General features: G+C 65.5%; 28 protein-coding genes and 2 tRNA genes. 17 read left to right on the top strand and 13 right to left on the bottom strand.

Features of this window, described 5'->3' with window-relative positions; all coding sequences use genetic code 11:
• Positions 1–15 precede the first annotated feature (15 nt).
• Positions 16–1,035, top strand: a complete 1,020-nt coding sequence (locus tag V8U06_RS09850) for an AraC family transcriptional regulator (RefSeq protein ID WP_427140485.1) — start codon at positions 16–18, stop codon at positions 1,033–1,035.
• On the opposite strand, the gene V8U06_RS09845 is transcribed toward V8U06_RS09850, so the two are convergent.
• Positions 1,014–1,088 (bottom strand) — tRNA-Thr (locus V8U06_RS09845). The genes V8U06_RS09850 and V8U06_RS09845 overlap by 22 nt on opposite strands.
• Positions 1,089–1,234: 146 nt before the next feature.
• Between V8U06_RS09845 and V8U06_RS09840 the strand changes: the two genes are divergently transcribed.
• The 11 genes from V8U06_RS09840 (at position 1,235) to V8U06_RS09790 (ending at position 8,825) form a co-directional block, all read left to right on the top strand.
• Positions 1,235–1,423, top strand: a complete 189-nt coding sequence (locus V8U06_RS09840) for a hypothetical protein (protein ID WP_226920515.1) — start codon at positions 1,235–1,237, stop codon at positions 1,421–1,423.
• Between the two features lie 167 nt (positions 1,424–1,590).
• Entirely contained in the window at positions 1,591–2,883 is a 1,293-nt protein-coding gene (gene murA, locus V8U06_RS09835; protein ID WP_427140484.1) for a UDP-N-acetylglucosamine 1-carboxyvinyltransferase, read from the top strand.
• Between the two features lie 177 nt (positions 2,884–3,060).
• Positions 3,061–3,498 (top strand): DUF2948 family protein, encoded by a 438-nt coding sequence (locus V8U06_RS09830; RefSeq protein WP_427140483.1) that lies wholly within the window; start codon positions 3,061–3,063, stop codon positions 3,496–3,498.
• A gap of 48 nt (positions 3,499–3,546) precedes the next feature.
• Positions 3,547–4,845 (top strand): histidinol dehydrogenase, encoded by a 1,299-nt coding sequence (hisD, locus tag V8U06_RS09825; RefSeq protein ID WP_427140482.1) that lies wholly within the window; start codon positions 3,547–3,549, stop codon positions 4,843–4,845.
• 2 nt (positions 4,846–4,847) lie between these two features.
• Positions 4,848–5,324 (top strand): UPF0262 family protein, encoded by a 477-nt coding sequence (locus V8U06_RS09820; protein WP_226920519.1) that lies wholly within the window; start codon positions 4,848–4,850, stop codon positions 5,322–5,324.
• Between the two features lie 4 nt (positions 5,325–5,328).
• The gene (locus V8U06_RS09815; protein WP_427140481.1) at positions 5,329–5,790 is read left to right on the top strand and encodes a low molecular weight phosphatase family protein; all 462 of its coding nucleotides are present in this window, start codon (positions 5,329–5,331) and stop codon (positions 5,788–5,790) included.
• 145 nt (positions 5,791–5,935) lie between these two features.
• Positions 5,936–6,154: a translation initiation factor IF-1 gene (gene infA, locus V8U06_RS09810; RefSeq protein WP_004435948.1), complete on the top strand. Its 219-nt coding sequence runs from the start codon at positions 5,936–5,938 to the stop codon at positions 6,152–6,154.
• 106 nt (positions 6,155–6,260) lie between these two features.
• Positions 6,261–6,881: a Maf-like protein gene (locus V8U06_RS09805; protein ID WP_427140480.1), complete on the top strand. Its 621-nt coding sequence runs from the start codon at positions 6,261–6,263 to the stop codon at positions 6,879–6,881.
• Between the two features lies 1 nt (position 6,882).
• Positions 6,883–7,092 carry a DNA gyrase inhibitor YacG gene (yacG, locus tag V8U06_RS09800; RefSeq protein ID WP_226920521.1) on the top strand — a complete coding sequence of 70 codons (210 nt, stop codon included), beginning with the start codon at positions 6,883–6,885 and terminating at the stop codon, positions 7,090–7,092.
• Between the two features lie 174 nt (positions 7,093–7,266).
• A tRNA-Phe gene (locus V8U06_RS09795) sits at positions 7,267–7,342 on the top strand.
• Between the two features lie 316 nt (positions 7,343–7,658).
• A complete protein-coding gene (locus tag V8U06_RS09790; protein WP_427140479.1) occupies positions 7,659–8,825 on the top strand; it encodes a pyridoxal phosphate-dependent aminotransferase in 1,167 nt (388 codons plus the stop codon).
• A gap of 6 nt (positions 8,826–8,831) precedes the next feature.
• On the opposite strand, the gene V8U06_RS09785 is transcribed toward V8U06_RS09790, so the two are convergent.
• Positions 8,832–9,359, bottom strand: coding sequence for an AAA family ATPase (locus V8U06_RS09785; protein WP_427140478.1), 528 nt, complete (start codon positions 9,357–9,359; stop codon positions 8,832–8,834).
• A 108-nt stretch (positions 9,360–9,467) separates the two neighbouring features.
• Here V8U06_RS09785 and galE point away from each other — a divergent pair, with 108 nt between their 5' ends.
• Entirely contained in the window at positions 9,468–10,460 is a 993-nt protein-coding gene (gene galE / locus V8U06_RS09780) for a UDP-glucose 4-epimerase GalE (RefSeq protein WP_427140477.1), read from the top strand.
• A gap of 3 nt (positions 10,461–10,463) precedes the next feature.
• Here the strand turns inward: galE and V8U06_RS09775 are convergent, their stop codons facing one another.
• From V8U06_RS09775 to V8U06_RS09725, 11 genes are all read right to left on the bottom strand, one after another.
• Positions 10,464–10,763 carry a chorismate mutase family protein gene (locus V8U06_RS09775; RefSeq protein WP_427140476.1) on the bottom strand — a complete coding sequence of 100 codons (300 nt, stop codon included), beginning with the start codon at positions 10,761–10,763 and terminating at the stop codon, positions 10,464–10,466.
• 305 nt (positions 10,764–11,068) lie between these two features.
• Positions 11,069–11,317: a hypothetical protein gene (locus V8U06_RS09770; protein WP_427140475.1), complete on the bottom strand. Its 249-nt coding sequence runs from the start codon at positions 11,315–11,317 to the stop codon at positions 11,069–11,071.
• A 75-nt stretch (positions 11,318–11,392) separates the two neighbouring features.
• Positions 11,393–11,638: a hypothetical protein gene (locus V8U06_RS09765; RefSeq protein ID WP_226920528.1), complete on the bottom strand. Its 246-nt coding sequence runs from the start codon at positions 11,636–11,638 to the stop codon at positions 11,393–11,395.
• Between the two features lie 56 nt (positions 11,639–11,694).
• Positions 11,695–11,946, bottom strand: coding sequence for a hypothetical protein (locus tag V8U06_RS09760; RefSeq protein WP_427140474.1), 252 nt, complete (start codon positions 11,944–11,946; stop codon positions 11,695–11,697).
• Positions 11,947–12,041: 95 nt separating this feature from the next.
• Positions 12,042–12,299, bottom strand: a complete 258-nt coding sequence (locus V8U06_RS09755; protein WP_427140473.1) for a hypothetical protein — start codon at positions 12,297–12,299, stop codon at positions 12,042–12,044.
• A gap of 54 nt (positions 12,300–12,353) precedes the next feature.
• Entirely contained in the window at positions 12,354–12,611 is a 258-nt protein-coding gene (locus tag V8U06_RS09750; RefSeq protein WP_226920530.1) for a hypothetical protein, read from the bottom strand.
• 595 nt (positions 12,612–13,206) lie between these two features.
• A complete protein-coding gene (locus V8U06_RS09745; RefSeq protein WP_427140472.1) occupies positions 13,207–14,376 on the bottom strand; it encodes a M20 aminoacylase family protein in 1,170 nt (389 codons plus the stop codon).
• Between the two features lie 12 nt (positions 14,377–14,388).
• Positions 14,389–15,207 (bottom strand): ABC transporter permease subunit, encoded by an 819-nt coding sequence (locus V8U06_RS09740; RefSeq protein WP_427140610.1) that lies wholly within the window; start codon positions 15,205–15,207, stop codon positions 14,389–14,391.
• Complete coding sequence (locus V8U06_RS09735; RefSeq protein WP_427140471.1) at positions 15,207–15,935, bottom strand: ABC transporter permease; 729 nt, start codon at positions 15,933–15,935, stop codon at positions 15,207–15,209. The genes V8U06_RS09740 and V8U06_RS09735 overlap by 1 nt, the downstream gene beginning before the upstream one ends.
• Positions 15,936–16,177: 242 nt before the next feature.
• The gene (locus V8U06_RS09730) at positions 16,178–16,957 is read right to left on the bottom strand and encodes a transporter substrate-binding domain-containing protein (protein WP_427140470.1); all 780 of its coding nucleotides are present in this window, start codon (positions 16,955–16,957) and stop codon (positions 16,178–16,180) included.
• Positions 16,958–16,985: 28 nt separating this feature from the next.
• Positions 16,986–17,759, bottom strand: coding sequence for an ABC transporter ATP-binding protein (locus V8U06_RS09725; RefSeq protein WP_226920536.1), 774 nt, complete (start codon positions 17,757–17,759; stop codon positions 16,986–16,988).
• Positions 17,760–17,970: 211 nt separating this feature from the next.
• Between V8U06_RS09725 and V8U06_RS09720 the strand changes: the two genes are divergently transcribed.
• From V8U06_RS09720 to V8U06_RS09705, 4 genes are read left to right on the top strand one after another with little or no spacing between them, the layout of a single operon-like run.
• Positions 17,971–18,849 (top strand): dimethylarginine dimethylaminohydrolase family protein, encoded by an 879-nt coding sequence (locus V8U06_RS09720; protein ID WP_427140469.1) that lies wholly within the window; start codon positions 17,971–17,973, stop codon positions 18,847–18,849.
• Between the two features lie 10 nt (positions 18,850–18,859).
• Positions 18,860–19,498, top strand: a complete 639-nt coding sequence (locus V8U06_RS09715) for a TetR family transcriptional regulator C-terminal domain-containing protein (RefSeq protein WP_427140468.1) — start codon at positions 18,860–18,862, stop codon at positions 19,496–19,498.
• 30 nt (positions 19,499–19,528) lie between these two features.
• On the top strand, positions 19,529–20,719 hold the full coding sequence (locus V8U06_RS09710; RefSeq protein WP_427140467.1) for a pyridoxal phosphate-dependent aminotransferase: 1,191 nt from the start codon (positions 19,529–19,531) through the stop codon (positions 20,717–20,719).
• Entirely contained in the window at positions 20,716–22,323 is a 1,608-nt protein-coding gene (locus V8U06_RS09705; RefSeq protein ID WP_427140466.1) for a 5-guanidino-2-oxopentanoate decarboxylase, read from the top strand. The genes V8U06_RS09710 and V8U06_RS09705 overlap by 4 nt, the downstream gene beginning before the upstream one ends.
• Positions 22,324–22,365 lie beyond the last annotated feature (42 nt).

Below are 22,365 nucleotides of genomic sequence, written 5' to 3'. Positions count from 1 at the left end.
GCCATTTTATCCGCAATGTTTGATCCATCGTCCGACCACGCGAAAAACACGCACGACCCCGTCAGCGAACTCCTGATGGGCATGCGCCTGCGCGGCGCCAGCTACGGCCGGCTGCAGCTGAGCCCTCCCTTCGGCATCCGCTTTGCCGCGGGACCGGACGCGCGTTTTCACTTCGTCGCACGCGGCAAGGTTTTGCTGCGCTCCGCGGGAGAGACGGTGCGCGAGCTCGGCTGCGGCGATGCGGTGCTGCTGCCGCGCGGCGAGGCGCACGAGATCGTCACCGGTCCGAATGTCCAGATGCGCGATTATGAGAGCTATGCGCAGAAGCCGCTCTGCGCCGAGGTCGCGGCGGTGGAAGCCTGCCTGAAGACCGCGGGCCGCGAGAGCGATACGCTGATCTTCACCGGCCGCATGGAATTCGAGCTCGACACGCTGCATCCGCTGGTCGGTCTCATGCCGCAGGTCATGTCCGTCGGCGCGCTGATCGGCCGCCAGCCGGAACTGATGCCGCTGCTCGACGCCATGGAGCGGGAAATGGGTGAGGAGCGTGTCGGCTCGGCCGGCATCCTGGCGCGCCTTGCCGACGTCATCGCCGCCTCCATCGTGCGCGGCTGGGTGGAGTGTGGCTGCGGCGATGCGACGGGCTGGATCGAGGCCCTGCGCGATCCGCGCCTCGGCCGCGTCATCGCCGCGCTTCACCGCGAACCCGGCCGCGCCTGGACGCTCTCCGACATGGCGCGCGAAATGGGCAGCTCCCGTTCCGTCTTCGCCAAGCGTTTCGTGGAGGTGACGGGCGTCACGCCGCAGCGCTACGTGCTGGCGCTGCGCATGCGCCTTGCCGAACAATGGTTCCGCCGCGACAAGCTGCCCATCGACACCGCCGCCCGCCGCCTCGGCTTCGGCTCCCAGGCCGCCTTCGCACGAGCCTTCAAACGCATCGTCGGCGAACCGCCGGGCAGGACGCGGAAGGCGATGTCAAACGGGGCTGAGACTGGAATGCGGGGGAGGAAAAATGGTGCTGCTAGAGAGATTTGAACTCTCGGCCTCTCCCTTACCAAGGGAGTGCTCTACCCCTGAGCTATAGCAGCATCTGGCGAAACAAGGCTGCTTCGCTTGGGCGAGGGCCTATTGCCACAGGTGATCGGGCAGTGCAAGCGGCCAATTTGCGATTATCGCAACAAATCGCGTGCGGGCGGTGCTTTTTTCGCTTGGCAGATTTGATTAAAAGAGACGTATGGACGGCAAGGACGACACGAAACGCGGGAAGATCAGGACGGAAGCGGAGCTTCGCGCCGAGCGGCTGGCGAGGACGTTGCGCGACAATCTCCAGCGCCGCAAACAGCAGTCGCGTGCCCGGCGGGCGGGCGAAGCGGATGAGGCGATGGGGCTTCCTGCCGCAAAAAAAGACGAATCGGACGCTTAGTCGGACCGGTCTTCATTCACGAAGGCTCAAGGGGATGATCCACCAACCGGGCGCGCAACACGCGGCTGGCCGGCATGGTCTTCATTTTTCAATCGCGATGCTCTAAAGAAGCCGCCATCTCCGAAAGCCGATATCTCAGGAAAGGCGGGCCCGGCCCGTAGTCATATATGGATCGTATCAGGATTGTAGGCGGCAACGAGCTCCGGGGCATCATCCCGATCTCCGGCGCCAAGAATGCCGCGCTGCCGCTGATGATCGCGTCGCTGTTGACCGACGACACGCTGACGCTGGAAAACGTGCCGCATCTTGCCGACGTCGAGCAGCTCATCCGCATCCTCGGCAACCACGGCGCGGACATTTCCGTCAACGGCCGCCGCGAGCGCCAGGGCGAGGGTTATTCCCGCACGGTCCACTTCACTTCGCGCAACATCGTCGACACGACGGCGCCCTATGAGCTGGTCTCGAAGATGCGCGCCTCGTTCTGGGTCATCGGCCCGCTGCTCGCCCGCGAAGGCAAGGCCCGCGTCTCGCTGCCGGGCGGCTGCGCCATCGGCACGCGCCCGGTCGACCTCTTCATCGAGGCGCTGGCGGCGCTCGGCGCGAAGATCGAGATCGACGGCGGCTATGTCGAGGCGACGGCGCCCGAGGGCGGCCTGATCGGCGCGCGCTACACCTTCCCGAAGGTTTCCGTCGGCGCAACCCATGTGATGATGATGGCGGCGACCCTTGCCCGCGGCACGACGGTGATCGGCAATGCCGCCCGCGAGCCGGAAGTGCAGGACCTCGCCAAGTGCCTCAACGCCATGGGCGCCAGAATTTCGGGCGCCGGCACCTCCACCATCACCATCGAAGGCGTCGACCAGCTCTCGGGCGCGCGCCACCGCGTGCTGCCGGACCGTATCGAGACCGGCACCTATGCCATGGCCGTCGCCATGACCGGCGGCGACGTCGTGCTGGAAGGCACGGATGTGGCGCTGCTCGACACCGCCCTGGAGGCGATCCGCCGGTCGGGCGCCGAGATCACCGCGACGGAAAGCGGCATCCGCGTCGTGCGCAACGGCGGCGGCATCAAGCCGGTCGACGTCGTCACCGACCCCTTCCCGGGCTTCCCGACCGACCTTCAGGCGCAGTTCATGGGCCTGATGACCAAGTCGAACGGCATTTCCCACATCACCGAGACGATCTTCGAGAACCGCTTCATGCATGTGCAGGAGCTTGCCCGTCTCGGCGCGAAGATCTCGCTCTCCGGCCAGACGGCCAAGATCGAGGGCGTCGAGCGGCTGCGCGGCGCGCCCGTCATGGCGACGGACCTGCGCGCCTCCGTTTCGCTCGTCATCGCCGGCCTTGCCGCCGAGGGCGAGACCATGGTCTCGCGCGTCTACCATCTCGACCGCGGCTTCGAGCGGCTGGAAGAGAAGCTGACCCAGTGCGGCGCCATCGTCGAGCGCGTCAGCGACTGACCGGAGCCTTCCGGCGGGCCTGCGACGCAGGTCTTGCGTGAAGATCACGCGATGGCGCGTCTTCAAAAGAAGGCGCGCCTGGCACGGCGGAGTTGCAGTCCGCCGCGCGCCGTCCTATCTCGTTTGACAAATATTCAGGATGCCGCGCATCGGCGGCCTCCGCGGGAAGGACATGACATGGACAGCCTGAAACTGCTCGCCCTCGACGCCGAAGATCTCGCCGTCGTCTCGGCCCACCTGCAGGACGCGGTCTTCAAGACCGACGGCCTTGCCTATGACGCCCGCCACAACGTCTTTTCGCTCGCCGTCAACCGCTTCGTCTGGGAAAAGACCGGCGGGCGCGGCAAGACCTTCGAGCGCCGCCGTGCCGCCGTCGCCTTCAAGCGCGTCGAGGCCGTGCGCTCGCTCGGCATCGACCGCAAGGACAAGGACGCGGTCTTCTCTCTGCTCGCCGTGAACTACAGCCAGAAGGGCGAAGGCCCGGAGGGAACGGTGGAACTCGTGCTCTCCGGCAATGCCTCCATCGCACTCGATGTGGAATGCATCGAAGTTCAGCTTGCAGATACCGGCGGAGCATGGGAAACCAGCTTGAAACCCCGCCATCCAGCGGTTTGAATGCATGAGGCCGGCACGCATGCCGGGAGACGACAGGGACGAACCGACTTGGCGATCAGACTTGACTACCAGAGCAGCGATTTCGAAAGCCGGTTCGCTGCCTTCCTGACCACCAAGCGCGAGGTCTCCGAAGACGTCAACGCCATCGTGCGCACCATCATCGAGGACGTGCGCGCCCGTGGCGATGCCGCGCTTGCCGACTATTCGAAGAAATTCGACGGCCTCGATTTCGCGACGACCTCCATGCGCGTTTCGCTGGAGGAGATCGACGCGGCCTTCGACGCGGTCGATCCGAAGATCATCGCCGCGCTGGAGCTTGCCGCCCAGCGCATCGAAAAGCACCACGCCCGCCAGAAGCCGAAGGACGACATCTACGAGGACGCCATCGGCGTCGGCCTCGGTTCGCGCTGGACGGCCATCGATGCGGTCGGTCTTTACGTTCCGGGCGGCACGGCGAGCTATCCGAGCTCGGTGCTGATGAACGCCGTGCCGGCCAAGGTCGCCGGCGTGCCGCGCATCGTCATGGTCGTGCCGGCCAAGGATGGCGCGATCAACCCGGCCGTGCTTGCCGCCGCGCGCATTGCCGGCATCGACGAGATCTACCGCGTCGGCGGCGCGCAGGCCGTCGCGGCGCTTGCCTACGGCACCGAGACCATCGCCCCCGTCGCCAAGATCACCGGCCCCGGCAATGCCTTCGTCGCCGCCGCCAAGCGCCAGGTCTTCGGCACGGTCGGGATCGACATGATCGCCGGCCCGTCGGAAGTGCTCGTCATCGCCGATGCCGACAACGATCCGGACTGGCTCGCCGCCGACCTTCTGGCCCAGGCCGAGCACGATGTCGGCGCCCAGTCGATCCTCGTTACCGACAGCGCGGCGCTTGCCGAAGCGGTCGAAGCCGCCGTCGAGCGGCAGCTGAAGACGCTGGAGCGGGCCGAAACCGCCACAGCAAGCTGGCGCGATTTCGGCGCCGTCATCCTCGTGCCGGATCTCGGCAAGGCCGTGCCGCTCGCCAACCGCATCGCCGCCGAGCACCTGGAGATCGCCACCGCCGATCCCGACACGCTGCTGCCCGGCATCCGCAATGCCGGCGCCATCTTCGTCGGCCGCCACACGCCCGAGGTCATCGGTGACTATGTCGGCGGCTCCAACCACGTGTTGCCGACCGCCCGCTCCGCCCGTTTCTCCTCGGGCCTGTCCGTGCTCGACTATATGAAGCGCACGTCGATCCTGCGGCTCGGCCCCGAGCAGCTGCGCGCGCTCGGTCCCGCCGCCGTCACGCTCGCCGAAGCCGAAGGGCTCGGCGCGCATGCGCGTTCCGTCGCCATCCGGCTCAACCTGGAAGGATAGCCATGGGCACGAAGAGCAGCTTCCGCCTCTGCGACGTGGTGCTGGACGATACGATCGGCCGGGCCACCCCGGATGTGGAGCATGAGCGTGCCGTCGCCATCTTCGATCTCATCGAGGAGAACACGTTCGAGCCGCTCGGCCATGCCGGCGGCCCGTATCGGCTCAATCTTTCGCTCCTCGATTCCAAGCTCGTCTTCGCGATCCGCACGGAAGGCGGCGAGGATGTCGCCACCCATATCCTCTCGCTGACGCCCTTCCGGCGCATCGTGAAGGACTACTTCATGATCTGCGAGAGCTACTACCAGGCGATCCGCTCCTCGACGCCCAGCCAGATCGAGGCCATCGACATGGGCCGGCGCGGCATCCACAACGAGGGTTCCCAGACCCTGATGGACCGCCTCTCCGGCAAGATCAAATTCGATTTCGACACCGCCCGCCGGCTCTTCACGCTCGTCTGCGTTCTCTACTGGCGCGGGTGAGCGGATGGAGGGCGTTTTCCCGTCGCCTGAAAAGCCCAAGTCACGAACACCCGGTTCGGTTCTCTTCATGTGCCGCATGAATGCGGTTCGCTCGCCGATGGCCGAGACGCTCGCCCGCAGCCTGCTGCCCGGCACCTATGTCGCCTCCGCCGGCATCCGCCCCGGCGAGCGCGATCCCTTCGTCGATGCGGTGCTCGGCGAGGTCGGCCTGTCGCTCGGCCGCCACGCACCCCATTCGCTGGACGAACTGGAGGACGACTATTTCGACCTCATCGTCACGCTGGCGCCGGAAGCCCACCATGCCGCGCTCGAACTGACCCGCTCCATGGCCGTCGATGTCATGTACTGGCCGACGCCGGACCCGGCCGCGGCGACCGGCACGCGCGACCAGATCCTGCATGCCTACCGGGAGGTCCGCGAGCACCTGAAGCTGCTGATCGAGAAGCGGCTGAAAGGCCCCGGCTGAGCCCGAAGCGGCGTGAATTCACGCAAATGCAGAAACCCGGCGCTTCGGTGTTCACAAAGCACTGGGATTTGTGTAGTTTCCGGCAACTTTTTCGAGGCGGGCATCCAGCCTCCCCGAATCCACCCTCAAGGAATACCGCTCAAAGATGGCAAAAGAAGAAGTCCTCGAATTTCCCGGCGTCGTGACGGAACTGCTCCCGAACGCCACCTTCCGCGTCAAGCTCGAAAACGAACACGAGATCATCGCACACACCGCGGGCCGCATGCGCAAGAACCGCATCCGCGTTCTGGCCGGCGATAAGGTGCTGGTCGAGATGACCCCCTACGACCTTACCAAGGGTCGCATCACCTACCGTTTCAAGTAAGACGCGTCTCAAAGCCCTGGGGCAGCGCCCTCGCCCGGCCGCAGGCCGCAGAGCGATATCAGGCGCCCCCGGCGCTTTCCCGGAGACCCCATTTCCCGGAGATCCCATGGCGCAGACCGACACGCTCATCCTCGCCTCCGGCTCGCCGCGCCGCGTCGAACTGCTCGCGCAGGCCGGCATCGAACCCGCGCGCCTGATGCCGATGGATATCGACGAGACGCCGAAGCGCTCCGAGCATCCCCGCTCGCTGGCGCGGCGCCTGTCGACCGGCAAGGCGCAGGCCGCGCTTGCCGCCATCAAGGGCGATCCGGCCTTTGCCGGCAGCTATATCCTTGCGGCCGACACGGTCGTCTCGGTCGGCCGGCGCATTCTGCCGAAGACGGAGATGATCGACGAGGCTTCCAGCGCCCTGCACCTCCTCTCCGGCCGCAGCCACCGCGTCTTCACCGGCATCTGCCTGATCACGCCGGACAAGACCGTGCGCCAGAAGGTCATCGACACCAAGGTGCGCTTCAAGCGCCTGTCGACCACCGATATCGAGCATTACCTCGCCTCCGGCCAATGGCGCGGCAAGGCAGGCGGCTATGCCATCCAGGGCATTGCCGGCAGCTTCGTCGTTAAGCTGGTGGGCTCCTACACCAATGTCGTGGGCCTGCCGCTCTACGAAACCCTGACGCTGCTGTCCGGCGAGGGCTTCGACGTGCATGCCGGCTGGGCGGATGCCTGACATGGCGGACGAGAACGAAAAGTCCTCGGCGACCGTCGCCCCGCTGCGCAAGGCCGTGCCCTGCCCGATCTGCAAGCGCCCCTCGGCCCGCGAGCACTATCCCTTCTGCTCGAACCGTTGCCGCGACGTCGATCTCAACCGCTGGCTCTCCGGCTCCTATGCCATTCCGGTGGCGGACGACGAAGCGAAAGTCGACGAAGACGATTTGTGACGTTGCTGTCACACGGCGAAAACGCAATCTTTTCCACAGCTTGCAAAGCCAGCCATTTTTCCCGCAAAAAACCGCCGATAGGGCTGGACACATTTTTGCAAGATGCTATAACCCCGCTCGCTTCCGGGGCGAAACCAAACGCCCCGCGGATTTCCAAGCGAAATCCACCCGGATGCCCGGATAGCTCAGTTGGTAGAGCAGCGGATTGAAAATCCGCGTGTCGGTGGTTCAAATCCGCCTCCGGGCACCATTTTAAGCCTTCGCCTCATTGAAACTTTGAAATGCTCTTTGCGCCTGCTTGTCAGTGAGCGCGTCCAGTCGCGTCCGAACTGCTCTTTACTGCGAAGTGAACGACTGGGACACCAAGCCCATCCAGTTCATCAAGGGCCACCGCCTCGCCGTGCCAAGAAAGTCGAGCCGCCGCAACAGAGTGGCCTCAGCATTCCCATCACCGAAACCGATGCATGTGTCAGCGAAACTCGCGTGAACCCTTTCCGAAAACCGGCTAGACCTTGGCCATCCCGCCTTTCAGGCGGAAACGGATCGCGGTTTGCCGGAGTGTTTGCATGAGCATCGTCGAAAGCCTGAGCCCCCGTTCGCTTCGTGCGCCGGAGAGCGGGATCGTGGAGGTCGTCAATTATGCGCGCGGGCGCGAGGGGCTGATCCCGTTGTGGGTCGGCGAAGGAGACCTGCCGACGCCGGACTTCGTTTCGCGGGCGGCCTCCGAGGCGCTTCTGCGCGGCGAGACCTTCTATACCTGGCAGCGCGGCATTCCCGAGCTTCGCGCGGCGCTGTCGCGCTATTATGCGCGGCGCTTCGGCGCGGCCCTGCCGGCCGAGCATTTCTACGTGGTCGGCTCGGGCATGCAGGCGATCAAGCTCGCCATCGAGGCGCTTGTTTCGCCTGGCGACGACATGATCTACCTGACGCCGGCCTGGCCGAATTTCGCGGCGGCGGCCGAGCTTTCCGGCGCCAATCCCATTGCCGTGCAGCTCGATTTTGCCGGCGGGCGCTGGCAGGTGGATCTCGACCGCGTGGAAGCGGCGATCACGCCGAAGACCCGCGTTCTCTTCGTCAACACGCCATCGAACCCGACGGGCTGGACGGCGACGCGCGAGGACCTTGCCAATCTTCTCGCCATTGCGCGCCGCCACGATCTCTGGATCATGGCCGACGAGATCTATGCGCTCTACCACTATGCCGGCGGGCGGGCGCCCTCGTTCCTCGACGTGATGGAGGACGGCGACCGGGTGGTCTTCGTCAATTCCTTCTCCAAGAACTGGTCGATGACCGGCTGGCGCGTCGGCTGGATCGTCGCGCCGCCGGAGATGGGCCAGGTGCTGGAAAACCTCATCCAGTATTCCACCTCGGGCGTGCCGCAGTTCCTGCAGCAGGGCGCCATCGTGGCGCTCGACGAGGGCGACGCCTTCGTGCAGGCGAATATCGACAAGGCCGCGAAGAACCGCGACGTCTTCTGCGACGCGCTGATCGCCACCAACCGGGTGGAAACGCTGAAGCCGGACGGGGCGCTCTATGCCTTCCTGAAGATCGACGGCGTGACGGATTCGCGCCAGGCCGCGCTCGACATCGTCGACCGCACCAATGTCGGCCTCGCGCCGGGCACGGCCTTCGGTCCCGGCGGCGAACTCTTCATGCGCGCCTGCTTCCTGCGCGACCCCGCGCAGGTGGCCGAGGCGGCGGAGCGGCTTGCCCGCTACATCGCCGCGCGCTGAAGCCGTTCACAGGCGCGCCAGCACGAAATCGGCGCGCGCCTCCACCGGCGCCTTCGGCAGGATGACCGTCTCATAGCCGAGCAACGGATAGGTTCTCTCCAGGCGCTGATATTCGGCAAGCGCCGCCTCGAAACCGTGGCGGCGCTCCGGGTCGCCTTCATAGATTTCCGGCCAGGGCGGCGTCAGGAAGACCTGCCTGTTGTAGCGATGCGTCTCTGCCAGTGTCGCAAGAACGGGTTCACCGCCAGCCACTTGGAGCGCCGAAGCCGCGTCGATCAGACCGCGGTCGAAGAAGACGAGACCGGAATGATCCTTCATCGCCGCCCGGTCGGCGAGCGCCATCTCCACCGCGCGGCGGGCGAAGGCGGCAAGATCCAGCCAGGGCAGCGCCGTGCCGCCCGCCGCCAGTTCCTGCTGCACGATGCGCCGCCCCGGCTCCTCGACCACCGCATGACCACGCCGGTGCAGCGCCTCGAGCAGCGTCGACTTTCCGCCGCCCGAACAGCCGGAGAGAATGATGAACCTGTCGGACATGGGGCCTCCTCTTGAAACCGGGAATGGGCCGCGGCGACGAACGGAAGGTTGCATCTTGCCGGTCCGCGGGGTGATATGCCTGAAAATCAGACGATTCGGAGACTATTCATGGCAGTTCTGGTGACGGGTGGTGCGGGTTACATCGGCAGCCACATGGTCTGGGCCCTTGTCGATGCGGGCGAGGACGTGGTCGTGCTCGACCGGCTTTCCACGGGTTTCCGCTGGGCCGTGGCGCCGGAAGCGCGCTTCTACGAGGGCGACATCGCCGATGCGGCGGTCCTGTCGAAAATCTTCTCGGAGAACACGATCGACGCGATCATCCATTTCGCCGGGTCGATCGTCGTGCCGGAATCGGTTGCCGATCCCCTGTCCTACTACGACAACAATACCGTCAAGTCACGGGCGCTGATCGCCGCCGCCGTCGCGGCGAAGGTGCCGCATTTCGTCTTCTCGTCCACTGCCGCCGTCTATGGCACGCCCGACGGCATCGAACCGGTGCTGGAGAGCGCGGCGCTGCGACCGGAATCGCCCTATGGCTCGTCCAAGCTGATGACGGAGATCATGCTGCGCGACACGGCCGCCGCCCATGACTTCACCTATACGGCGCTGCGCTACTTCAACGTCGCGGGCGCCGATCCGCGCGGCCGCACCGGCCAGTCCACCAAGGGCGCGACGCATCTCATCAAGGTGGCGTGCGAGGCGGCGCTGGGCAAGCGCGCCGGCATGGATGTCTACGGCCTCGACTATCCCACGCCCGACGGCACCTGCGTCCGCGACTACATCCACGTCACCGACCTTGCCAATGCGCATCTGAAGGCGCTGCAGCGCATGCGCGCGGGCGGCGACTCCATCGTCGCCAATTGCGGTTATGGCCGCGGCTTCTCGGTGCTGGAGGTGCTGGAGCAGGTCAAGGCGGTGTCCGGTATGGAATTCCCGGTGCGCTTCGCCGAGCGCCGGCCGGGCGATGCGGTGCTCATCGTCGCCAATCCTTCCGTCGCCATGGCGGAGCTGGGCTGGAAGCCGCAGCATGACGATCTCGCCTTCATCGTGCGCACCGCGCTCGACTGGGAAGATCACCTCGGGCGGCGCAACCAGCGCTGACGCTTACGGTTCGCCGAGCAGCGTCTTTTCATGCGCGATGGCGTGGGCGATGAGCCGCGCCCAGATATCCTCGTAGAACGCGCCGTCGAGGCCTTCGGCCTCGGCGTTGCGGTGCGCGTTGTCGCGCACCTGCCGCACCCGCTCCGGCACGTCGGCGGGAATGCCGAGCCCGGCCTTGATCTCGGCGGCGCGGCCGATGAAGCTCCAGCGCTCGGCAAAGAGCGCCATCAGCGCACGGTCGATCCGGTCGATGTTTTCCCGGATGTCCGCCATCGTCGTGCAGTCTGCCGCAGTCTTCGCCATTCCGGTCTCCTGTGTCGGCCATCGGATAGCAGAGGAATCTTTGGGGGGAAAGGCGCTCAGGTGTCGCAAGGCGCAAGGCCACATGCAGGCCCGGGGGTTAGGCAAAAGGAGGGTGCGGTCCTGTCTTTCGCCTGCGGGCCTGCATGCTGGCCGAGGCGGAACCTAGGCAAGCAAGCTGGCGCGAAGCTGGATGGAATGACGTTACGTGAAGCGCCATCGCACCGCGTCTTCGACCGCTAAAACAAGCGAAGCTCCCGGTGTTTCCACCGAGAGCTTCGAGCAAGCGCCGGGCGGGCGTTTGCAGGTTACCGGGCGTCGCGGTTGACGCCCTGGTAGTAGTCGCCATTGGCCGGGCCGACATTGGAAGCCGTTTCATTGGCGACGACGACGCGGTCGCCGGTGCTGTGCGTGCGGATCATGTCGACGGACTGAGCCTGCTCGCGGGCAACGCCCGGATAGTAGTCGCCCTTGCCGGCGGCGAAGGCAGCCGAACCGCCGAAGAGGGAAGCGGCGAGAAGGGCGGCGGCAACAGTGGTGTTGAGGGTCTTGGTCATGGTCTTAGTCCTTGAATTTCAATGTGTCTTGGGAATTTCAATGTGTCTTGGGAGGTGTGCACAGAGGTCCGCCGGTTAGCGGGCCTTGCTGACGCCCTGGTAGTAGTCGCCATTGGCGGGACCGACTTCGGCGCTCGTCGGAGCGGCCTTCACGGCGCCGTTGCCGATGCTCTGCGTCGTCGTGCGGTCGACGACCTGGGCCTGTTCGCGCGAAACGCCCTGATAGTAATCGCCGTTGTCGGCGGCGAGGGCAGCCGAACCGCCGAAGACGGAAGCGGCAAGAAGAGCGGCAGCGAAGGTGGTGTTGAGGGTCTTGGTCATGGTCTTTTTCCTTGAATTCGGATCAGTCTTGAGAGGGTTTCGAACGGAAGCCGCACTTACTGGTGCTTGCTGACGCCCTGGTAGTAGTCGCCGTTGGCCGGGCCGACGTCGGCGCTGGTCGGAGCGGCCTTCACGGCGCCGTTGCCGATGCTCTGCGTCGTCGTGCGGTCGATCTTCTGGCTGTGGCTGGCGACCGGCTGCGGCCAGGCGCCCTGGTAGTAGTCACCACCGGCAAAGGCGGCGGAGGCGCCGAAGGCGGAAGCAGCAACGAAGGCAGCGGCGAAGGTGGTCTTGAGGGTCTTGCTCATGGTCTTAGTCCTTGAATTTCTGCAGCCTTGGGAGAGTTTCTGCAGTCTTGGGAATTTCGGGCAGTCCTGGGAGGATTTCGGTCGAAAGCAGCGCGTTACTGCTGCTTTGCGACGCCCTGGTAATAGTCGCCGTTGGCCGGGCCGACGTCAGCGCTGGTCGGAGCAGTCTTCACGACGACGTTGCCGTTGTGGATGCTCTGCGTGGTGAAGCGGTCGATCTTGTGCTGCTGGACCTGAGCCGAGTCGGGCGAAACGCCCTGGTAGTAGTCGCCACCAGCGAAGGCAGCGGAAGCACCGAAGGCAGAAGCAGCAACGAAGGCGGCGGCGAAAGTGGTCTTGAGGGTCTTGGTCATGGTCGTAGTCCTTGAATTTGGATCAATGGGGAGGATCTGGGTGGAAAGCGGCGGTTACTGCTGCTTTGCAACGCCCTGGTAGTAGTCGCCGTTGGCCGGGCCGACGTCAGCGCTGGTCGGAGCAGCCTTCACGACGACATTGCCGTTGTGGATGCTCTGCGTGGTGAAGCGGTCGATCTTGTGCTGCTGGACCTGAGCCGAGTCCGGCGAAACGCCCTGGTAGTAGTCGCCACCGGCGAAGGCAGCGGAAGCACCGAAGGCGGAAGCAGCAACGAAGGCGGCGGCGAAGGTGGTCTTCAGGGTCTTGGTCATGGTCGTAGTCCTTTCCTATATGTGACAGTGGAAGCGGCGGTGTGGTCTTGCTTGATTGCCGGGGCGGGCCAGTTCGGGGCGCTCACAGCTCTCTTCGCTTCAACAGTTCCGACATCGTCATTCCCTTTGGTTGACTTCCGGAAGCGGGGTGTGCCGCTTTCGTGAATTAAAGATGGTCCCTCAATTTGTGGGACGCAAGGGTCTGCTTTTGGAAACAACTGTCAACGTTTTTTGAACAGTGAAAATGGATGTTCCGGGCCACAACCGGTCAGCGCGAAAAGCGAGGGAACCGTCCAGGAAGACGGTTTGAGAATGCGCAGAAACTGCACTTCAAATCATTGATTTTAAAGGAATACAGAAACGGCCGCCGCGCAGGCGCACGCCAGGAATGCAGCTACAACCCGCTGCATTAGGAATTGTGGCGGTAAAATCCGAAGGACCGATTTCAAGAGTTTCACGAATGTGTGACGCTCAAAAATTTCGTCACAAAACCCGGTCCGGCGTGATCTGAATTGTGACGAAACCATGACAAAAGTCACGTCCGCGCGTGCCTCCATCGGCGAAGGCGACGCGCGATTCCCCGTTCCGGGCCGACTCAGGCGGCCCGAAGGTAGTGTTCCGTCAGTTCCGTCCAGAAGGCGGCGCCGACCGGCAGGAGGTCGTCGTTGAAATTATAGGCCGGGTGATGCAGCGAATGGTCGTTCTCGCCGCTCTTGCCGCCGAGGAAGAAATAGGTGCCCGGCCGTTCCTTCAACATATAGGCGAAATCCTCGCTGCCCATGAAGGGCCGCGCAAGGTCGACCACCTTGTCCGCGCCGGCAAAGCGGACCGCGAGGTCGCGCACGAGATCGGTTTCCGCCTTGTGGTTGACCGTCGCGTCGTAGAAGCGCTGGTAGTTGACGGTCGCGCTCATGCCGTAGCTTTCCGCCTGCCGCTCGGCGATGAGGCGGATGCGGCGCTCCAGTTCGTCGCGCACGCCCGCATCGAAGGAGCGGATGCCGACGACGATTTCTGCCCGGCTCGGGATGATGTTGCTGGCCGACCCCGAATGGAACGAGCCGACCGTCACCACCGTCGGATCGAGCGGATGGATGTTGCGCGAGACGATGGTCTGCAGGGCCATGACGATGGAGGCGCCGCAGACGATGGGGTCGGAGGTCTCCTGCGGCTCCGCGCCATGGCCGCCGACGCCGTTGACCGTGATGCGCGCCTCGTCCACCGCCGCCATGATCGGGCCTTCGCGCAGCGCGAACTGACCGAAGGGCAGGCCCGGCTCGTTGTGAAGCGCGAAGACGGCGTCGCAGGGGAAGCGATCGAACAGTCCCTCCTCCACCATGATCTTCGCCCCGCCGAAATTCTCCTCCGCCGGCTGGAAGATCAGATGCACCGTGCCGTCGAAATTGCGCCGTTCGGCAATGGCCTTGGCCGCCCCCAGCAGCATGGTCGTGTGTCCGTCATGGCCGCAGGCATGCATCTTGCCCGGCGTCTTGCTGGCATAGGGAAGGCCGGTCTCCTCGAGGATCGGCAGCGCATCGATATCGGCGCGGATGCCGATGGACCGGCGGCCCGTGCCGTTCGTCAGCGTGGCGACGAGGCCGGTCTTCGCAAGGCCGCGCGAGACCGTATAGCCGTAGCTTTCCAGGTGACGGGCGATGACATCGGACGTGCGCACCTCTTCAAGGCCCAGTTCCGGGTGCTCGTGCAGGTCCCGGCGGATCGCCACCATTTCGGGCATGGAGTTGAGGAGGGTCGAATGGATCGTCATGTTAATTTCCTTTTACGCGCCGCGCGTTGGAATCTTGCTTTCGAAATAGCGGAAGGCGACCACCAGGATGGCGGTCAGGCAAAGATAGATGAGCGCCAGCAGCAGCAGCGGCTCGTAGGTAATGTAGGTTTCCTGCCGCACCTTGGAGATGACGGCATAGACGTCGATGACGGTGATGGTCGCAACCAGCGGCGTCGATTTGAGCTGCAGCACGGTCTCGCCGTTCAGCGTCGGCAGCGCACGGTGCACGGCGCGCGGCAGCCAGATGCGGCGGAACATGGTGAAGGGGCTCATGCCATAGGCGCGCGCCGCCTCCAGCTCGCCCGAGGGCACGCCGGCAAAGGCGCCACGCATCACCTCGCCCTCATAGGCGGCGAAGGAAATGGTCAGCGCCGCCACGCCGTAGGGCCAGGCCTCGCGCAGATAGGGCCAGAGGAAGGAGCTGCGGATGCCGGGGAACTGCGGGAAGAGCGAGCCGAGGCCATAATAGAGCAGCCAGAGCTGCAGCAGCAGCGGCGTGCCGCGGATGACGGTGCAGAAGACCTTCGCCAGCATTTTCAGCGGCCACGGCCCCGTCACCTGCACGAGCCCGATGGGCACGGCGAGCAGGAAGCCGAGGAACGAGGTGCTGAACAGCATCAGCAGCGACACGCCGACGCCATAGGCAAGGCGACCGGAATATTTCGGCACCCAGTCCCAGCGCATGAACCAGACGACGCAGAAGACGAGGATGGCGGCGATCGCCATCAACACGATGCGGTGCGGCTTGAAGAAGCTCTTTCTGGACGGCAGCTCGGTCAGCGCCATGGCGGAAACGGTTTGCTCGCTCATCATGCCGGCCTCGTCATGCCGCGCCGGTAGTGGCGCTCAATGAAACCGATCAACACGTTCGAGAGCAGCGTGATCGTCAGGTAGAGCACGCCCGCCGCGCAGAAGAAGAGCAGATAGGCCTTGGTGCTGCCCGCCGCCTGGCGGGTGACGAGCGTCAGCTCGCTGAAGCCGACGACGGCGAGCAGCGCCGTGTCCTTGGTGGCGATCAGCCAGAGATTGGAAAGACCGGGAATGGCGTGCGGCAGCATCGCCGGCAGCGTGACGCGGCGCATGATCTGTATCGGCGACATGCCATAGGCGCGCGCCGCCTCGATCTGCCCCGCCGGCACCGCCTTGATCGCCCCGCGGATGACCTCGGTGGAATAGGCGCCCTGCACCACACCGATGACGAAGATGCCCGCCGCGAGGCCGCTGATATCGACCACGCCCCAGCCGAAGGCGGCGGAGATCTGGTTCAGCACGTCCGTACCGGCATAATAGAGAATGAGGATCAGCACGAGTTCGGGCACCGCCCGCACCAGCGTCGTATAGACTTCGAGCAGGTCCTTGGTGACGGGGCCGCCGTAGAGTTTGCCCATCGCCCCGCCGGTGCCGAGGATGAGGCCGAGCCCGTAGCCGCCGATGGCGATCTGGATGGAGTTCCAAAGCCCTGCCAGAAGCACGCCGCCCCAGCCGGGTGGTTCGAGGGCAAGCAGGCTCCAGTTGATCAGCGATCCGGCATCGGCCATGGGTTTCGCTTTCCTTCCGTCGTGCGGCGATGAGTGCCGATATCCTTCTGCCGCGCGAGCGGCCGGCCTTGCTGCCCTGCCCCTCATCCGGCCTGCCGGTCCCCTCCTTCCGCAGGCGGAAGAAGGGATATGCCGCCCCGCCTTGGAACGTTGCCGTCCGGCCGGGGCAGGTTCCCTCTCCCCGCCGACGGGGAGAGGGTCAAAGCAAAGGCGCAGCCGCGAGGCGGCCGTCCCGCCAGCGATCAGCCGCCGTAGATGTCGAAGTCGAAATACTTCTTCGAGAAGGTGTCGTAGGTGCCGTTCTCGCGGATCGCCTTGATCGCGGCGTTGATCTTGTCCTTCAGCTCCGTCTCGCCCTTGCGCAGGCCGACGCCGACGCCGAGGCCGAGGATTTCCGGATCGTCCTTCACGGTGCCCTTCAGGTCGCAGCAGGCGCCCTGTTCGGTCTTGGCGAAGTCGCTGAGCGCGATGGAGTCCGCCTGCACCGCGTCGATACGGCCGGCGGCGAGGTCGTTGTTGGCCTCGTCCTGCGTCTGGTATTCCTTGACGGTCACGCCGGCGGGCGCGAAGTACTTGTTGGCATAGACCTGGTGGATGGTCGCCACCTGCACGCCGAGCGTCTTGCCGGCAAGGCCTTCCGGCGTCGCGTCGAACTTGACGTCCTTGGCGCCGAGAATGCCCGGAGGCGAGTTGTAGTACTTGTCGGAGAAGTCGATGGTCTGCTGGCGCTCCGGCGTGATCGACATCGAGCCGATGATCATGTCGATCTTGTTGGTCGTCAGCGCCGGGATGATGCCGTCCCAGGCGACGGGCGTGATGACGCAGTCGAGCTTGGCTTCGGCACAGATCGCCTTCATGAAGTCCACTTCCCAGCCTTCCCAGTTGCCCGAGGCGTCCGGCGAGGTGAAGGGCGGATAGGGCTCGGCGGCGAAGCCGACGCGGACCTGCTGGGCCGCCGCACCGCTGATCGCGGCAAGGCCGATCGCTGCGGCAAGGGCGATTGTCTTCAAGGCACTCTTCATGATCTTCCCTCTGTTGGTCTTATGGTTCTCAGTGGATGGAGCTGATGAACTTCTTCAGCCGCTCCGATTTCGGCGCGCCGAAAATCTCGTCCGGCGGGCCCTGTTCCTCGATGAGGCCGCCGGCCAGGAACACGACATGGCTCGCCACGTTGCGCGCGAACTTCATCTCGTGCGTGACGAGGATCATGGTGCGCTTTTCCTTGGCGAGATCGCCGATGACGGAGAGCACCTCGCCGACCAGTTCCGGGTCGAGCGCGGAAGTCGGCTCGTCGAAGAGCATGACATGGGGCTGAATGGCGAGCGCCCGGGCGATGGCCGCGCGCTGCTGCTGGCCACCGGACAGGAAGGCGGGATAGGCATCGCGCTTCTCGTGGAGCCCGACGCGGCGCAGGAGGGCTTCGGCCCGGTCCACCGCCTCGTCCTTCCTCACGCCGAGCACGTGCACCGGCGCCTCGATGACGTTTTCCAGGATGGTCATGTGCTGCCAGAGATTGAAGCTCTGGAACACCATGCCGAGACGCGAGCGGATGCGCTGCACCTGCTTGCGGTCGGCCGGCATCATGCCGCCATGGCCGTCCTGCTTCATGGCGATGGTCTCGCCGTGGATCGTCACCGAGCCGGCGCTCGGCAATTCCAGCATGTTGATGCAGCGAAGGAAGGTCGACTTGCCCGAGCCCGAACCGCCGATGATGGCGATGACGTCGCCCTCATGCGCGGTGAGCGATACGCCCTTGAGAACCTCGAGCGGTCCGAAGCGCTTGTGCAGGTCCGTGACCGCGATTGCCTCGGCGCGTTCCGTCATCGCGGAGATGTCTCCAGCGCGCGGAAAATCGATGCATGATGCATGCCAAATTCCCCTGTTTTCCAATGTTCCCGCGGGCATCTTCGGCCCGTCGTTCGTCTTGTTGAAAGCATCGTGGCACTTGTTAAGAAATTGTTCAAGCGTATAATAGCGTCATCGCCGACTTTTCCGGCAGCGCCCGCCCAAGACGAATTTCTTCAAGGAGCATGGAATGACCGCCTACGGTTCGCAGGAAATGTCGGCCCCCCTGAAGCGCGTGCTGATGCGCCGCCCCGGCGAAAGCCTGAGGGCCGCCGATCCTGCCAGGTGGCACTACGGCCCGACCTTCGACGGCCCGCGCGCCGTCCACCAGTACAAGGCCTTTGCGGACCTCGTGGAAAAATCCGGCACCGAAATCATCTGGCTTGAGGATGCCGGCGACGGCCTCGCCGACGCCATGTTCACCCATGACCCGTCGCTGATGTCCGACCATGGCGCGATCCTTCTGCGCATGGGCAAGCCGCTGCGCGTCGCCGAGACGGCCCTGCATGAGAAAGCCTACGCCGAACGCCAGATCCCGATCCTCGGCCGTATCGAGGCGCCCGGCACCGTCGAGGGCGGCGATTGCATCTGGCTCGACGCCAAAACGCTGGTCATCGGCCGCGGCGTGCGCACCAACCAGGAAGGCATCGACCAGATTTCGGCGATCCTCGCCCCCCACGGCGTCACCGTGCTCGCCTACGACCTGCCGCTCTGGCATGGCGAGGAAGCCTGCCTTCACCTGATGAGCGTGATGAGCCCGCTGGCGGAAAACCTCGCGCTCGTCTTCGCGCCGCTGCTACCGGCCGCCTTCTACCAGTTGCTCAAGAAACGCGGCATCCAGCTCATCGAGGCCCCGGCCGACGAATTCCACGCCAGCAACGGCCTGTCGCTGAACGTGCTGCCGATGAAGCCCTACGAGGTCATCATGGTGGAAGGCTTCCCAGCAACCAGGGCGGCGATGGAAGCCGCCGGCTGCACGGTCCAGACCTTCGAGGCCGACGCGCTCTGCATCGCCTGCGAGGGCGGCCCGACCTGCCTGACGCGGCCGGTGCTGCGCCGCGCCGCGTAACGGAGGAACGATGGCCCGCCGGACCTTCCATCGCGCCCCCGAAGCCGAACGCCGCCACGACCTGATCGAGGCGACGCTCGACTGCATCGCCGAATACGGCCTCGAGGGTGCGACGGTCCGGCAGATCGCCATCAAGGCGGGGGTGACGGCGGGCCTCATCCGGCACTATTTCCAGTCCAAGGAGCATATCCTCCAGGAGGCCTACCGCATCGTCATCGCCCGGCTGACCGAAAAGGCCGAGCGGGTGACGGGCGATCCGGAGACGCGGCTGGTCGATTTCATCACCATCAACCTGACGGAACCGGTCGCCAACAGCCGCAGCCTCTCGCTCTGGGCCTCGTTCATCAGCCGCGTCAGCGTCGATCCGGACCTCGCCGCGATCCACCGCGAAGGCTATCTCAGCTTCCGCAATTCGCTCGAGGCGCTGCTCGCCGACTTCTTCACGGAGCGCGGCCTTGATGCCTCGCCGGAACGCTGCCGGCATCTGGCCATCGCCATCAACGGCCTTCTCGACGGCCTGTGGCTGGAAGGCTGCCTTGCCGGCGAATTGTTCGGCGAGCGCGAGCTGGTCGACATCGCGCTCACCTCGATCGAAACCCTCCTGGGGCTTCGCTTCAAGCCGGTCGACGCCACGCGCGCCGACAGCTAAACCCTGATCCAATCACCCGCGGAGAACGCCATGCGCTACGCATCCATCACAGACCGGCTCCAGTCTCTCGGTTCCGAGAAATGGGCCATCCACGCCGAAGCGCGGCGCATGAAGGCCGAAGGCAAGCCGATCATCGAGCTCACCATCGGCGAGCCGGACGTGCCGCCGGACCCGACACTCCTGGCGGAAGCGGTGCGCGCCATGCATGCCGGCCGCTACCGCTATTCCAACGGCCGGGGCGAGCCCTCCATCGTCGAGGCGCTGGTGCGCAAGTACAGGAAGCGCCGCGATAGCGTCACCGCCGAGAACGTGCTCTGCTTCCCGGGCACCCAGACCGCGCTCTTCGCCGTCATGCTCGGCCTCGTGGAGGCGGGCGATGCCGTGCTCGTCGGGGACCCGCTCTATGCCAGTTACGAAGGCGTCATCCGCTCGACCGGCGCAGAGTGCATCACCGTGCCGCTGCGCCCGGAAAACGGTTTCCACATGAAGGCCGCCGATCTTGAGGCCGCCATCACGCCCGCCTGCCGCGTGCTTCTGCTCAACACGCCGCACAATCCGACCGGCGCCGTGCTGACGGATGCGGAAATCGCCGAGATCGGCGCCATCTGCCGCAAGCACGATCTCTGGATCGTCTGCGACGAGGTCTACGAACAGCTCGTCTTCCACGGCAGCTTCGCCTCGCCCTTCGACAATCCGGACCTTGCCGAACGCACCGTCGTCGTTTCCTCCATCTCCAAGTCCCATGCCGCGCCGGGCTTCCGCAGCGGCTGGGCGGTCGGCCCGGAAGAATTCTGCACGCGTCTGCTCTCCGTCTCCGAGACCATGCTGTTCGGCGGCCAGCCCTTCATCGCCGACATGACCGCCCATGCGCTCGACAATCCGATCGGCACCGCTGCCACGATGCGCGAGACCTACAAGGCCCGCGCCGCGCGCTTTGCCGCCGCGCTCGCCCGCGCGCCCGGCCTCGTGCCGCTGCCGCCGGAGGCCGGCATGTTCATCGTCGTCGACGTCTCGGCCACCGGCATGAGCGGCGAGGATTTCGCCTGGGCGCTGCTGCGCGAAGAGCATATCGCCGTCATGCCCGGCTCGTCCTTCGGCGAGCAGGCTGCGGGCTTCATCCGTCTCAGCCTCACCGTACCCGATGCCCATATCGACGAGGCCTGCCGGCGCATCGCCGCGCTCGCCGCCCGATCCACCAGCCCGAAGGAGCGTTGCGCATGACCACCAAAACCGTCGGGGAAGTTCTCGTCGATCTCCTGGAGGCGAACGGCGTCGAGGTGGTGTTCGGCATTCCGGGCGTGCACACGGTCGAGCTCTACCGGGGCCTTGCCGCCTCGAAGATCCGCCATATCACGCCGCGCCACGAGCAGGGCGCCGGCTTCATGGCGGACGGCTATGCGCGCGTTTCCGGCAAGCCGGGCGTCGCCCTCGTCATCACCGGCCCGGGCCTGACCAACACCATCACGGCGATGGCGCAGGCGCGGCAGGATTCCGTGCCCATGCTGGTCATTTCCGGCGTCAACAAGCGCGATTCGCTCGGCCATGGCCGCGGCCTGCTGCATGAACTGCCGGACCAGCAGGGCATGATGAAGACGCTGGCGCTCTATTCCCATACCCTGCTCAACCCCGCCGACCTGCCGCTCGTCGTCGAGCGCGCCTTCGCCGTGCTGCTCTCCGGCCGCCCCGGCCCGGTCCATATCGAAATACCGACGGACGTGATGGCCAAGCCCATCGAGACCGGCAGCTTCCCGGCCGCCGTCGCCACGCGCCCGCGCGCCGATGCGGAGACGCTGCAGCGCGCCGCCATCCTGTGCACCAATGCCTCGCGCCCGGTCATCCTGGCCGGCGGCGGCGCGATCACGGCGGAAGAGGAAATCCGGGCGCTCGCCGAGCGGCTCGGCGCACCCGTCGTCACCACGGTCAACGGCCGCGGCATGCTGGCCGGCCATCCGCTGCGCGTGCCCGCCAGCCCCAGCCTCAAGGCCGTGCGCCGGCTTCTGTCCGATGCCGACCTCGTCGTCGCCTTCGGCACCGAATTCGGCCCGACGGATTACGACATCAATGTCGATGGCGGCTTCCCGCGCCTGAAATCGCTGATCCGCATCGATATCGACGCCGCCCAGCTCGCCCGCACGCCGCAGACCGGCCTTTCCATCTTCTCCAGTGCGAAGACGGCCGCCGCTGGCATGCTCGGCTTCCTCGAGGGGCACAAGGCCATCGGCAATGGCGCCCCGCGCGCCGAGGCCGCCCGCAAGGGCGCATGGAACGAGCTGACGGCGAAGATGCAGGCGGAGGTCGGTGTCATTGACGCGGTCTGGCGCACGCTGCCCAAGGCGATCATCGTCGGCGACTCGACACAGGCCGTCTATGCCGGCAACTATTACTGCGACGCACCGCGCGCCCGCAGCTGGTTCAATGCCGCAACGGGTTACGGCGCGCTCGGCTTCGCCCCGCCCGCCGCCATCGGCGCGGCGCTTGCAGAGCCCGACGCGCCCATCGTCTGCCTCGTCGGCGACGGCGGCCTGCAGTTCTCCCTGTCGGAAATCGGCTCGGCCGCGGACGCGGAAGCCCGCGTGATCTTCCTCGTCTGGAACAATGACGGCTATCAGGAGATCGAGAATTACATGGTCGATGCTGGGATCACCCCGGAAGGCGTCAAACCCTCCGCCCCCGATTTCATCGCCATCGGCACCGCCTACGGCGTGCCCTCCGAGCGCCTCGCCGACGTGCGCGATCTGCCGGCCGCCATGGAACGGGCGGGCGGGCGCAAGGGTCCGAGCCTCATCGAGATCCACCAGACCCGGACGGCCGGCGCAACGGCCTAGTCACGACATCATCCTGCCGCAGCCCCGAGAGCAGCGGCAGGA

Source organism: Shinella sp. G-2 (genome assembly GCF_050172695.1).
Lineage (GTDB): Bacteria > Pseudomonadota > Alphaproteobacteria > Rhizobiales > Rhizobiaceae > Shinella.
This window is presented reverse-complemented; position numbering and strand designations above follow the sequence as displayed.